This window comes from Nostoc sp. UCD121 (assembly GCF_014222285.1).
In the GTDB taxonomy this organism is placed as follows: Bacteria; Cyanobacteriota; Cyanobacteriia; order Cyanobacteriales; family Nostocaceae; genus Nostoc.
Map to the genome: position 1 here is coordinate 1 of NZ_JACKZS010000225.1, position 11,747 is coordinate 11,747.

The window sequence follows — 11,747 nt, forward strand, 5'->3', positions numbered from 1 at the left end:
GTATATAGTTTCAAAAGACCTCTTTTATATTTAAAATAAGGTTGGGATACTTGTAGGTTAAAACTTGTAAACTCAGCCAGGTCATCTAAATGGCGCACAAGAGTATAGCAGTATTGTGCAACTTAAATATTCGTAATTGAAAGAGTACAATACAGCGATAAAGGTTAATGTTAATAAGCGCTCAGTTGGGAGATTCATACTTCATAAATAGCACAAAAGCTTTCGTTAACCTCTTTCGTAATTGGGATAGTCCAAACTTTGGCTTGAGGGATGGTGGTAAATCTTTAAAATTAACGGATACAAAGCCTCTTTTAATGTAAAAATTCACCAATTGATGTTTTAAGCATTTTAAATAAAGCGGTTGACTAGCTTGAGTAATTAAATGCTGTATCAAAACAGTCCCTAAACCACGGTTTCGCCAAGTCGGTGCAACAAATAAACTGCCTATCTCTTGTGCTAAGTGAAAGTTTCGGATCTGCCCGAAGGCTACTAAATGTCCATCACATTCAATGACCCAAAATTGCTGCCATCTTAATTGACTGGGGTCTAGCCTTGCTCTAAACACAAAAAATACTATTAACCACATATCAAAAGGCTTGGCCTTACGAAGAACATACTCAGGTGGCAACGAAAAATTACACTGTATCATTTATCAAACCATAATTGGACAATCGCAATGTACCTTGAATGGTTGATTTTTTACCAAAATTATGGGTTTTGTCAACTTTTTGTGAGTGCTTTAAATGCGCCGACACTGCAAAAGAGCTACTTTTGTTTGATCCTTGAGCGCACCAATATTTCATTACTAAATTACTTTGATATTTTTTAACCACAACCAGCTTACCAACTAAGTCTGCATGGCACTTGTTAAGTATTCAAGCCTTAGTATAGGTGTTTAAGTTAGCAGTATCCGGTATCTGTAGGTTGCGATCGCGGATACTGCCTTTGCTTGTAAGCTTTAGTTTGGCAATGTTTGGAATGCCAGCAATGTATTTTTTGTAACTCATAGAAATTAGGGAAATTCAGCTAAATCAGGAACACACAGGAAACACAACAGACAATTGTTCTTCATTGAAAGCAGTTGCTTGTACTATTCTTGACAGCGTTGCTAACTACTGACAAAAGTAGTTTGTTGCGACAAAACCTTCTTTTGTCAGAATTGCTAATTTCGGACTACCTTAGCAAGTTAAGATCATGATTTTAATCTTGAATTTAAGCGAATCACATTTATCTGCTTGATATTAAATGGTTAAAAGCCAAGAAAACTTTGAGATTGTGATCGCGTTTCAAGAGTTCAATAAATACCATGCAGATATAGCTCCTAAAGGGAGGAACTAGCACTAAGGCAGAAGACTGCGCTGCCTCTTTGTCTCAATAAAATTTTGGCTACTATAAGTCCCTTGGCTACACAAAAATTTTCCTTTACTACTAAAGAAGGATAAAAGCCAGGGTAATTTTGCGCTTTGGACTCATTTTAGCCTGACAGTTTAGCGTGTAAATTGATACTCAAATATTATTCTTCATCATCTTCATCCTCATAATCGAAATCATCATCACCATGTTCTTCGTACCACTTTTTCTCTTCAGCTAAGGCCATTTCTCTCTCAATGATTTTTCTTTCTAGGGCTTCTCTTTCGAGCTTTTCTGCCTCAAGCTTTTTTCTTTCAAATATTTCGTTTTTTATCCGTTCTCTCTCTCTGGTTTCTCTTGCTACTCTGTCTCTCTCAAGCTGAATTAATCGCTGTTCTACTCGCTCACAGTAAAAATCCAAAGCAATACCAGTGGCTGCTCCGGTAATCGCACCACCAGCTAAAAAGACGAGGACAGTTTTCCAGCCCCCAAAGAGATTACCGCTCCACTCCAGAGTACCTTCATTGAGCCACACCAGTAGGAAGTAGATGAGAATTCCAATAACTGTATTGATCAGAGCAAAGACTCTTGGTGTCATCTCGGATTGACGGAGTATCAGCCATTGCGCCAAGGTGAGAATCACACCAAAGATGACGGCAGCGATCGCACAAAGAATAATATTGCCTGGGAAAGTGAATGGATCTACTGCAAATTTAATGATTAGCGTGATAATAATTGGGGCAGAGAGCAAAAAGCTCAGGAGTAGGCTAGCACTAATCGCAAGAAACCAGTAACGACCGAGATAACCCAGGCGAAATTCTAACAACGACTCCTGTACTCCAAACAAAGTCATCCAAAATGCAATACCCGCCGTCAAATAATCAAGCATTAGCCGTTGTTTTACCCATGTCTTGAAGAGGGTATTTTCTAGAATACGCCCAAACAGTATTTTGTTGTTGTAATACCTCTGGCGTAGTGTTTTTTTTTATACTTGGTCTATGAGATTTGTTAATGAGTTTTATATTTGGTAGTGCTTTAAAGCTGCAAAATATAAAAAGCAACGAAAAACCCCATCCTTCGTATTGTTGGGGGCATAGATAAAAAACATATATCCCATGATGACACAATTCAATATTTGTTCAACTGCTGTCAGCCTGGAGGTGGGGCAATGAACAAACCACCATCCAGACGCAAGAAAGTTGCTCATCCGGTATCTGGCGAACCAAAGCCAACCACCGACTCTGTAAAGGAAAATACTTTTGAGCAAGATAACCCAGCCTCAGCAACGATTACGGTGACTGCTGTTGAAATAAGAGAGTTGACCGAAGAAGAACAAAGCTTACGCTTGCAATTTGAACGTCAGGTAGAAAGGGCATTTTTGTCAGCAGGCCAGGCGCTGATGGAGTTGAGGGACAGACGGCTGTACCGTTCCACGCACCGTACTTTTGAAGAATACTGCCGCGAACGCTTCAATTATAGTCGTGATGCCGCCTACTTAAAGATTTCGGCTACTGTGGTTTATGAGAATCTTCAAAAGTTTTTGCCGACCATTGGTCGGCAAATTCCAATGCCGACCAACGAACGACAATTGCGGTTTTTGGCGAAAGCCGAGTTGGAACCGGCTGTGCAAGCGGATGTATGGCAGCAGGCAGTGGAGCAAGCTGGCAATAAGATTCCATCCAGTCGCATAGTGAAAGACGTAGTGGATAGGATACGCGAAAGGACGAAAGTACCCAATCCTTACCACGTTGGGGAGATATGCGTTCTTCTGCCCAAAGATAATTCAGACTTGAGAGGGAAAGCGGGTTATTGGGGTGTGGTAACTCATGTTGGAGACTATAGCTGTACAGTCCAGACATGGGACGGCGACTACACCGTAAAAATCGAACACCTGAAGTTACTGGAATTGCTTGATGAAGATTGCCAATTCATGCAGCAGTTATGTGTGAGATTACGGCAGTTGCATCAACTGGCCAGCCGTGACTCTTCTGTAGATTGGCTGTTGGAGGGGTTGGGGAAGCAAGCCAAACCTTATTTATCATCCTTGCAGGCAAAGCTGCTGGCAGCTGTTGAAAGGGAGTACAACCTTGTTTGGAAGCAGCAGAAGTGACGGTACAGCTAGTAAACAAGAGAGAATATTTTACACCAAGTGAGGTGCGATTGCTACTCACGGGGGATACCCAAGATTTGCGCTTCCCTATCAATTTTACGTAAAAATTACTGAAACCCTTATATAGCAATAGTTTCCAGACCACCTTGCAGGTTTGAGAAGGTCGAGGGGGAACATTACAACCAAGACGAGTACCTTGACTATTTTTATTGTCTCGGTATTTCCCCACTTTTATTTGCTGAATATGATGCCCCAGAAAATCAAATCCTGGTTGACCATCTTCACTTAAGTTTGGATATAGTGTATGTGCTATTCGGGTCTTTTCTGGTTTCAATTCTAAGCCAGGGCAAGTTCGACCCATGACAAAGCTTGAACCTCAGAAACAGCAAGAAGTGTGGCTAAGAGCAGTAGAACTTGCTGGCGGGAAAGTGCCAACTATTTCCTTCACCTCCGGTTCCCATGACAAACAAGGAGGACCCGACCTGCGGATATTTAAAAGTCCTAAAGGCGAAGCCCCCTATGAATACGGTTGGATAATAAAGAGCTAACTGTTAATCGTCATTCCGGTGGCGAAAGATGAGCAAGGGCGAACTGTTGCAGAGGTGATGGCTTATGGCAAAGGTGGGGTTGAGGTTAGCTTTAGGGAAGAACTGCTTAAGAGCGGCTTGGTTAATACGCGTCAGTCTGGGGTGGAATGCCCGAATTAGATAGCTTTTGAGAATGCTCAAAGGTTGGCGATGTCCAAGGACAAGCCGCTACGTGTCTAAAGTGAGAGTGTGGAGTTTAAACAAATAAAATCTGCGTTCAAACAATCATTTCTGTAAATAACCTTGAGACTGATACCACATAACTGTATCTTTCAATGTAGCTGTCAAAGGTCGAAAACTGACTCCCAATTCTTGCATAGCTTTAGCTGAACTTAAGTTCGCTGTTTCTAATAAGGTTTGGACACCAACAAATGGCATAGGGTTGACACTACCTGTTAAACCTGCCCAGATTTCTAACAACCATGCAATTGAGAGTGCAATCCCATCAGGAATTACCATCTTCGGAGCCTTCACCCCGGAAATCGCTTCTAATTCTAAAGCAATATCTTTCATAGTTTTTAAGGAACCTGCTACGATGTAACGCTCACCCCGTTTTCCTCGTTGGGAAGCACTAATCATCGCTGCCGCTACATCCCGAACATCAGTCAAACAAGCACCACCATTAACTATTCCCGGCAGTTTACTGGCCAATAGATTTAACACCAACTGCCCCGCAGAAGTCGGTGCAGCATCGTAAGGCCCCATCATCCAGCCAGGCAGAATCATGACTACATCCATTCGACTAGTTTCTAGAAACTGATAAATTTCTTTTTCTGCCAGAACTTTAGTTTTGAAGTAGAGGTTTTTTTGAGCGAATTTGCTGTAAGGGGCGGTTTCAGTTGCCGCTTGATGGGGATAGGTTTGGATAACGCCACTGGATGAGGTGAAAACTGTTCTTGCTACGCCTTGTGCCTCTGCCGCTTGCAAAAGTTCAATTGTGGCATCCACATTGATGTGTTTCATCTTCTCCCAGTGACCACCCGGCTGATAATACTCCCGGAAAAAGGCTGCGGTGTGAAATACGACATCTACTCCCTTTAATGCTGGAGCAAAGGCAGGCACATTCTCAATATCACCCTGAATAAATTCAACCCGGCTATTTGGCTGAAAACGTTTAGCCTTATCAATAAATCTCACCAGCCCTTTGACTTGCCATCCTTGTGAAACTAGCAATTGGCAAAGATTACTACCCAGCAAACCTGTTGCTCCCGTCACAAATGCTGTTTTACCATTCATGCTCTTTATCTCCTAGTGATTGTATTGCTTGTAGATTTTGTCCTAACTTTGTTAATGTGAGCTATTACTCGTATTCATATTAGGCAGTATATGAGCAAAAGCTCACATAGTCAATCTCCAAGCAATAAAGCACCCAACTCACCAGTTTCATGTGACGATTCAATATCTCAAAAAACTCGTCGCCATCCTTCCGGCAAGCGTGGTCAGCAACGACGTGATTTAATTCTAGATACCGCCGCCGATTTGCTGGTCGAAGCAGGAGTAGAAGCTATCAACACTAATGTCTTAGCCGAGCGTGCTGGTATTTCTGTTGGCTCGGTGTATCAGTATTTCTCAAATAAGGAAGCAATCTTAACTGCTTTGGGAGAGCGATATATACAACAATTAAGTAACAATATAATAACTGCTTTACAGCAGGATGTTTCCGGTTTAGATTTTGCTACTATCGTTTCGCGGGTGATTGACCCGATGGTTGCTTTTGAACGTCAATATCCGGCCTTTAGACATCTTAATGCTGGGCAAGAAGGGCAAATCACGCTGGCCCAAGCGGCTCAAAGAGTTGAGCAAGAAATATTAACCAATATATATAATTTACTTCTACGGGTTAGACCTCATCTCAGTCCTATCCAGGGATTACAGATTGCAAGGGTAATGAAAGCCCTTTATAAAGGTATGAGTTATCTCATTGGACAGGAACAAGAGATTCACATTCAAGGTGGCGATGTTAATAGTCTAATTGCTGATCTCAAACGGATGATGACAGAATATTTAGAAAAAAATTTAGGTTGATGGCTTTTCATCACCGTTCGCAACCCACGCCATCCCCATCTCTATCAAACTCGTGTGGGTCTGGTGGAACCACTTTAAATCTGCGATAAGGAATATCAGGACAATTCAAATCAGCCGAATTTGGTGGAACGCAAATATCTGGGTACGATGGATCGCACTGTTGTGTTTGCGATCGCGTATTTGTTGCTTGAGTTGTTTTCTTACGTCGCCGGAAATCCCAAGGCATCACAGGCTGAGATTGATTCCAAAATTCTAGCTTCTTACTTTTAGCATTAGCTTCGGCTTGAAGAAGCTGTTTTTTGGTACTGTTGCACCCCTGGAGATACTGGCGATAAACAAGGCATCACCGTGCCGAAAGAGATAATTTGTACGCTTTGGCTAAAACCAAGATTGGACAAGCTTTACAAGAAATGCTGTCTACCATCAAATTTGTTAAATAACTATGGTTATGCTGCTAGTTTTGATCTAGTTTGAACGAAAAATCGTCGTTTCAGGCACAAGAAATTTTCGATTCGTACTATTTTCCCGGATTGGCACGGTGATGCCGAATTTGACAAAAGGGAAAAATAAATTATTTTCCATTTCAACTCTCTATAGTTATTGTTGAGAGTTCTAATTCTTGTGCTTAAATTTCAGAATGCCCATTATAGCAGTTGCCAAAAATCCAAAGATAGTTCCAGGCTCAGGTACAGATTTTACATCATCAATTGAGAAAATTGTTGTACTTCCACTGACTTCATTAGCTGTCACCAACAAAGGTTTACCATTGGGACTATTAACGGCTGAGATAAATAATAGACCTTCTGGCCCTAAGTCCCCTACCTCTGGATTAGTTTTATCGTTTATGGTTGGACTAACTGTGAAATCACGATTGTTAGCGTAGTTAACGAAAGTAGGATTGAGTGGATCGGTAATATCATAAACCATCACACCACTAATACGCTCTAACCCAACAAAAGCGTAAAAGCGACCATTAATTTCGGCAATTTTGACATCTTCTGGTTCTGGGCCTTTGTTGTCGCTACGATCATCAAAGTTGTTCTCTTCATTATTAGAGTTAAAGAAGTTCGGTAACAGTTGGGCAGTAATTTGCTCAAAATCATCGCTACTGTCGTAAGCTTGCTTGAGTTTTTTTGTTGCTTCATCCCACTCCCAAATTGAGAAAGAACGACCACCAAAAGCGTAAATTTTTTCAAACAAACCATCGCCATCTTCATCACCAAGAGTGTTGGTGACTGTTAAACGACCCAGGTTGCTATTTTGTTTTAAAGCACTAGCATTAGGGAAAGCTGTAGGGTTGAGTTGATAAGCATTATTACCCACCCTTACTTCTTCTGAAAAACCATCGTAAGCACGAGCATCACCTTCGTTAGCTGTGACAATATAGGTTTTGCCATTGACTTTGTAGGAAGCTATACCATCAGGTTGGTACATCCCCAAGACAGGCCAGTTAGCAATGTTGATAGCATTATCGCGATCGCTAGCATCAATGCCGTTTTCTGGTAGGCTATAATCTTTGAAGCCTAAAGGTAGAATATCGGTAATTTGATTGTTGATAAGGTCGAGGAGTGCCATCGCATTATTTTCTTGCAACGACACCCAAGCCTTTGTAGAATCTTCTGAAACAGTTATATATTCTGGCTCTAAATCCTGAGCAACGGTAGCATTAGGGCCAAAAATTCTAACTCCCGCAGTTCGCATCCGATCAATCTGGCTGTTAAATTGCGTAAAGCCAGCGTTAATTACACTAAAATTAGCAAGATTTATAATGCTCACTGAGCCTTCAGGGTCAACGCTATTGGGCTGATTGTAACTATTTGGTTCACCCTCGTTAGCTACTAATATACGAGTTCCATCGGGTGTAAAGGTGAGCATATCAGGCAACGCTCCCACAGTAACAGAATTTAAGAAATCACCGTTGGCGTTAAAAAACACTGCTTTACCTGGATCTTGGGTCACAGATCCTTGCACTGCCGCAGCCAGTAAGCCATTTTTGAAAGTAACGCTATTAGCCCCGCCACCATAGGCAGTTATATCGATACTTTTAAATAGTGAAGGCTGAGTTGGGTCACTAATATTGATGATGTCAATACTCTTAGTACCTCCATTGACCACAAATAGCCGTTGCGTTACAGGGTCATAAGTGGGGATTTCTGCCCCCCCTTCATTAAAGATACCTGTACTGTAAGTACCAATAGTTTTGAGCGACAACGCTGCTACTGGCGTTGTCATTGCTCCCAACAAAATGGTAGATGGAACTAGTAGTCCGACAAGCTTTTTGATAGTCATAATTTGAGGAATGTTAAATGTTTAACTTTTTTGATGTCAGTCAGACAAGCAGACACTCCTTACTGCTAATCGATCGCACGAAAATATCTCTACACAGCTAGTTACTAGCTGTGTGGATTTGTCTTATCTGTGCGTCGGGTAGACTAAATTAGCCTAGCCGGAAGTAGTCACGCTGAGTTAGATGAACCATCAATCATAGGTACATCTGCAAAATTATGAGTTTTAAGTTAATTAATTACTAATTAAAGGTTAACTAAAGATTAAGACAAGTATTTTTACGGAAACTTTATAAAACTAAAGCCACCACTGACGGGGTGAAATGAGCAGTCGAACATCACTCATCATTAGCAAACTATCAGAGGCTTGCTTGAGCTTTTCAGTAATTTCATTACTCATAAAATAGAATTGATTTATATACATATTTGTAATTTAGCATCATTAGTTCTATCAGCAGTATGGTGCTACTTTTAGGTTCGCTAGTTGGCATCATCCTGTCTTTGGTGCAGCTATAAGTCATTTGCAATGCAACAGGCGATATTTACGATAAGCTCCGTTAACGCCGGACTGCGATCGCTCCCCCCTAAAGCTCAAGTTTCCTCTCTACGAGACGCTACTCGCGTTCGCTTGTAAATAGCGATTAAAAATCCAATAGATAAAACAGCAAGGAGAAGTGAAGACAGCGATCACTGTTTTCACTTATCTCCATAACGCCGGATTTTTTATTGGGGCAATCGCTTTTCCCTAGAAAGGAGAGCTTTTCACCCAGACATTATGGTTGTGATAAAAATCACCACGCTGTTCTAATGTAAACCCACCCAGCAATAACCCCAACCACACCTCCACCATCGGCATTTCCAACACACATTGCAGTTTAACTAAAGAAATCTCATCTTTGACATTTATCAGATGGTTAGCGATTGCACTTTGCCATTTTTCCACATCCTCATCTGATGCCAAATTGCGGACATCTTCTAAAGTTGTCACCTCATCAAGCATTGCCAAAACATTCGCTTTCTCAACAGGTGCTGCTACAGAATCGCCCAACTCAGTAGGAGATGAAAATTGGTGTGGCCCGTGTGGTTTAAAGGTTTGTGGTATTTGCGGTTCAATCAAATCATCTAAATCTAGGTGCATTGTTGTCCGCACCAGACCAGCAAAGAGATCGGTGCTAACAACAGGCCCTAAAAGACTATTGCGATCGCGGGTATCTTGCAACAGCACTTCGGCACGAGACTTGAGAATATCCGCAATTTGACTGAAGGCAAGCGCTGCGGTTGATAACTGTGCCTCCAAGGGTAAACTTTCTAGCTCGGCATCCAAACAATCCCACATAGCATCAAGAGAAGAAGTTGGTGGAGATTCGGACAACTCATCCAGCAGATCCCAGATTGTTAATTGGTGGTATGTGGTCATTGCTACAATTCAGGATTTAACGGGCAGGGTCGCACTGGGCAGTAGCTTGAGGTAATCTCGAACAGATCCTTATATTGATATAGTGAAACACTGTATTGTTTTGCAAAAGCCTGCAACACCTGATCTGTATAGGCGCGGATCTTGCCAGCCGTTAACCCAAAGCAGTGAATTGGTTCTAAGCGGCAAACAGGTTTTTGCCCCAGCCAGAGTTCTGCGCCCAAGGCGTGCAATGGCTTATCCCCTGATTCTTTATACAAGTACAGCACTGCAAAATATGTTGCTGGTGGTTCGACTGCGATTGCATCAATTTCTGCTGAATTATTCTTGTCGCGGTGGCGGTAAAACGAACGGCGATTGTGGCAGACTTTTGGATTCCAACACCCGTCCCCTTGTGGCCCATGCAGTAGTTTTGCTTGAGTTGTTGGTAATTTGGCGCATAGCTGACACTTGGGGTCTAACGGTTTGGGCATACCTTACTCCGCTTCTTCACCGATTGCACGATAGTAAGCAGCGATCGCGGCTTCTTGTTCGCTGCGAAGGGTATAGCGCCGAAACGCTTTCTCGCTTTGATGCCCTGTTAACTTTCGTGCATGGCTGGGGTCAACTCCCAATAGCAATAAGTCAGTAGCGTAGGTGTGACGAAAGGAGTGAGGGTGCAAATCCTCAATGTGAGCTATTTCACCAATTTTTTCTACAGCAAAGTAAATGCCGTGATAACTTAAGCGTTCACCTTTGTACGAAGCATGGTGTGAAATCATCAGTGGACTAAGGCTGGACAACACCTCTCCTTGCTGTGAGCGTAATTGTAAATAATCTGCCACGACTTCTCGGCTTTCTTTTCGCAGTGGAACTAAGCGTGGTTCATTGGTTTTGGTGTCTGGTAAAAATAGCAGCTTGCCATCAAATGAGCCAACATTTAGCTGTACAACTTCCCCTGCCCGGAGTCCATGACTGAGAATGTGAAGGAGTGCTGTATCGCGTTGCTTTGTTTCTCCCAATAACTCCAACGCTGACCAAACCTGTTCCATTTCTTCTGGGGTTAAACTCTGGGCTGGTGGCAGTGGCACTTTTTCTAGTTTTATCCCCAGTGTAGGATTAGTAGCAATAATTTCAGGATACGTGTAAGACATCCATTTGAAAAAGCTTTTGAGTGCCGCAATTGAGGCATTGATGCTGCTTTTTGAAAGGGGATTACCTGCGTCAGTCCGCAGTTCATCACGGAGATATTCTTTATATAGCGCAAGATGACGTGGACGCAGTTCATGATAGTGCATCTCACTCCACGCCAAAAACCGCTTCAGTTCACGTTCGTAGAGTTTGCGGCTGTTGGGTGCGAGATTGTTGCTGCGTAAAAATTCCAGAACTTTTACCCACCGGATATCAGTGGGTGGTCTTGTACTACTTGTACTAGTGGTGCGCCCAAGGAGCGATGCAGTTTCAGCGTTTAGGGGAATGAGTTTAATCGGAGGTAAATTATTTAGTTCAGGGTTATTCACAATAATTATGCGATCGCACTGGGTGGCTCTGAATTTAAAAATTCAGTATATGTCACTGTAAGGATAAGATGAGCAACTTTGAAAGCATAAGTTGAGCAATTACGTAGCCCAAAGCCTTTATACTACGTCGGAAATTATTTATCGAAAACAGGTTTTGAAACCATAATATGAGCAAAGGTTTTGTTTTGTAACCCTAACGTGAGCAAATATATTCATGCCCAGCATTAAAACTTTGGTTAGGTATAGCTGCTATGAAAACTGAAATCGAGCAACAGAGCTACTTTCTGTTTGAGTTCACTACTTCTACTTTTGTAAGAATAAATTGAGCAACCTGCTTTGAAACCATAAAGCGAGCAACTTGCTCATCTTATGCTTTCAGTGACAGTATACACGATCGGGGTGGAAGACAAAATAAGGTACTCTTATCTTTTATCCGATATAAAATACGATTAATACCTTTTCTCCAGACAGCTAAGT

General features: G+C 42.0%; 13 protein-coding genes. 4 read left to right on the plus strand and 9 right to left on the minus strand.

Annotated features, from left to right (window positions below; all coding sequences use genetic code 11):
- Nucleotides 1-181 precede the first annotated feature (181 nt).
- From GNF10_RS30590 to GNF10_RS30595, 3 genes are all read right to left on the minus strand, one after another.
- Nucleotides 182-649 carry a GNAT family N-acetyltransferase gene (locus tag GNF10_RS30590; protein ID WP_185587352.1) on the minus strand — a complete coding sequence of 156 codons (468 nt, stop codon included), beginning with the start codon at nucleotides 647-649 and terminating at the stop codon, nucleotides 182-184.
- Between the two features lie 226 nt (nucleotides 650-875).
- Nucleotides 876-1,007 carry a hypothetical protein gene (locus tag GNF10_RS39015; protein ID WP_260446022.1) on the minus strand — a complete coding sequence of 44 codons (132 nt, stop codon included), beginning with the start codon at nucleotides 1,005-1,007 and terminating at the stop codon, nucleotides 876-878.
- A gap of 506 nt (nucleotides 1,008-1,513) precedes the next feature.
- Nucleotides 1,514-2,239: a hypothetical protein gene (locus GNF10_RS30595; RefSeq protein ID WP_185587354.1), complete on the minus strand. Its 726-nt coding sequence runs from the start codon at nucleotides 2,237-2,239 to the stop codon at nucleotides 1,514-1,516.
- Nucleotides 2,240-2,518: 279 nt separating this feature from the next.
- On the opposite strand from GNF10_RS30595, the gene GNF10_RS30600 reads away from it, so the two are divergent.
- The 3 genes from GNF10_RS30600 (at nucleotide 2,519) to GNF10_RS30610 (ending at nucleotide 4,167) form a co-directional block, all read left to right on the plus strand.
- On the plus strand, nucleotides 2,519-3,460 hold the full coding sequence (locus GNF10_RS30600; RefSeq protein WP_185587355.1) for a hypothetical protein: 942 nt from the start codon (nucleotides 2,519-2,521) through the stop codon (nucleotides 3,458-3,460).
- Nucleotides 3,461-3,819: 359 nt separating this feature from the next.
- Nucleotides 3,820-4,008 carry a hypothetical protein gene (locus tag GNF10_RS30605; RefSeq protein ID WP_185587357.1) on the plus strand — a complete coding sequence of 63 codons (189 nt, stop codon included), beginning with the start codon at nucleotides 3,820-3,822 and terminating at the stop codon, nucleotides 4,006-4,008.
- Nucleotides 4,009-4,026: 18 nt separating this feature from the next.
- Nucleotides 4,027-4,167: a hypothetical protein gene (locus GNF10_RS30610; protein ID WP_185587359.1), complete on the plus strand. Its 141-nt coding sequence runs from the start codon at nucleotides 4,027-4,029 to the stop codon at nucleotides 4,165-4,167.
- A gap of 105 nt (nucleotides 4,168-4,272) precedes the next feature.
- On the opposite strand, the gene GNF10_RS30615 is transcribed toward GNF10_RS30610, so the two are convergent.
- The gene (locus tag GNF10_RS30615; RefSeq protein ID WP_185587360.1) at nucleotides 4,273-5,283 is read right to left on the minus strand and encodes an SDR family oxidoreductase; all 1,011 of its coding nucleotides are present in this window, start codon (nucleotides 5,281-5,283) and stop codon (nucleotides 4,273-4,275) included.
- Between the two features lie 90 nt (nucleotides 5,284-5,373).
- Between GNF10_RS30615 and GNF10_RS30620 the strand changes: the two genes are divergently transcribed.
- Nucleotides 5,374-6,072, plus strand: coding sequence for a TetR/AcrR family transcriptional regulator (locus tag GNF10_RS30620; RefSeq protein ID WP_185587362.1), 699 nt, complete (start codon nucleotides 5,374-5,376; stop codon nucleotides 6,070-6,072).
- A 10-nt stretch (nucleotides 6,073-6,082) separates the two neighbouring features.
- Here the strand turns inward: GNF10_RS30620 and GNF10_RS30625 are convergent, their stop codons facing one another.
- From GNF10_RS30625 to GNF10_RS30645, 5 genes are all read right to left on the minus strand, one after another.
- On the minus strand, nucleotides 6,083-6,298 hold the full coding sequence (locus GNF10_RS30625) for a hypothetical protein (RefSeq protein ID WP_221643520.1): 216 nt from the start codon (nucleotides 6,296-6,298) through the stop codon (nucleotides 6,083-6,085).
- A 386-nt stretch (nucleotides 6,299-6,684) separates the two neighbouring features.
- Entirely contained in the window at nucleotides 6,685-8,361 is a 1,677-nt protein-coding gene (locus GNF10_RS30630; protein WP_185587364.1) for a choice-of-anchor I family protein, read from the minus strand.
- A gap of 741 nt (nucleotides 8,362-9,102) precedes the next feature.
- Nucleotides 9,103-9,774 carry a hypothetical protein gene (locus tag GNF10_RS30635; RefSeq protein WP_185607330.1) on the minus strand — a complete coding sequence of 224 codons (672 nt, stop codon included), beginning with the start codon at nucleotides 9,772-9,774 and terminating at the stop codon, nucleotides 9,103-9,105.
- A gap of 2 nt (nucleotides 9,775-9,776) precedes the next feature.
- Nucleotides 9,777-10,244, minus strand: coding sequence for a hypothetical protein (locus GNF10_RS30640; protein ID WP_185582164.1), 468 nt, complete (start codon nucleotides 10,242-10,244; stop codon nucleotides 9,777-9,779).
- A gap of 3 nt (nucleotides 10,245-10,247) precedes the next feature.
- Nucleotides 10,248-11,273 carry a site-specific integrase gene (locus tag GNF10_RS30645; RefSeq protein WP_185607331.1) on the minus strand — a complete coding sequence of 342 codons (1,026 nt, stop codon included), beginning with the start codon at nucleotides 11,271-11,273 and terminating at the stop codon, nucleotides 10,248-10,250.
- Nucleotides 11,274-11,747: the final 474 nt, after the last annotated feature.

Bases quoted from the DNA above. Each gene is read 5' to 3' on its own strand.
- GNF10_RS30590 (WP_185587352.1), bottom strand. From the start codon at position 649: ATGATACAGTGTAATTTTTCGTTGCCACCTGAGTATGTTCTTCGTAAG.
- GNF10_RS39015 (WP_260446022.1), bottom strand. From the start codon at position 1,007: ATGAGTTACAAAAAATACATTGCTGGCATTCCAAACATTGCCAAACTA.
- GNF10_RS30595 (WP_185587354.1), bottom strand. From the start codon at position 2,239: ATGCTTGATTATTTGACGGCGGGTATTGCATTTTGGATGACTTTGTTT.
- GNF10_RS30600 (WP_185587355.1), top strand. From the start codon at position 2,519: ATGAACAAACCACCATCCAGACGCAAGAAAGTTGCTCATCCGGTATCT.
- GNF10_RS30605 (WP_185587357.1), top strand. From the start codon at position 3,820: ATGACAAAGCTTGAACCTCAGAAACAGCAAGAAGTGTGGCTAAGAGCA.
- GNF10_RS30615 (WP_185587360.1), bottom strand. From the start codon at position 5,283: ATGAATGGTAAAACAGCATTTGTGACGGGAGCAACAGGTTTGCTGGGT.
- GNF10_RS30620 (WP_185587362.1), top strand. From the start codon at position 5,374: ATGAGCAAAAGCTCACATAGTCAATCTCCAAGCAATAAAGCACCCAAC.
- GNF10_RS30625 (WP_221643520.1), bottom strand. From the start codon at position 6,298: ATGCCTTGGGATTTCCGGCGACGTAAGAAAACAACTCAAGCAACAAAT.
- GNF10_RS30630 (WP_185587364.1), bottom strand. From the start codon at position 8,361: ATGACTATCAAAAAGCTTGTCGGACTACTAGTTCCATCTACCATTTTG.
- GNF10_RS30635 (WP_185607330.1), bottom strand. From the start codon at position 9,774: ATGACCACATACCACCAATTAACAATCTGGGATCTGCTGGATGAGTTG.
- GNF10_RS30640 (WP_185582164.1), bottom strand. From the start codon at position 10,244: ATGCCCAAACCGTTAGACCCCAAGTGTCAGCTATGCGCCAAATTACCA.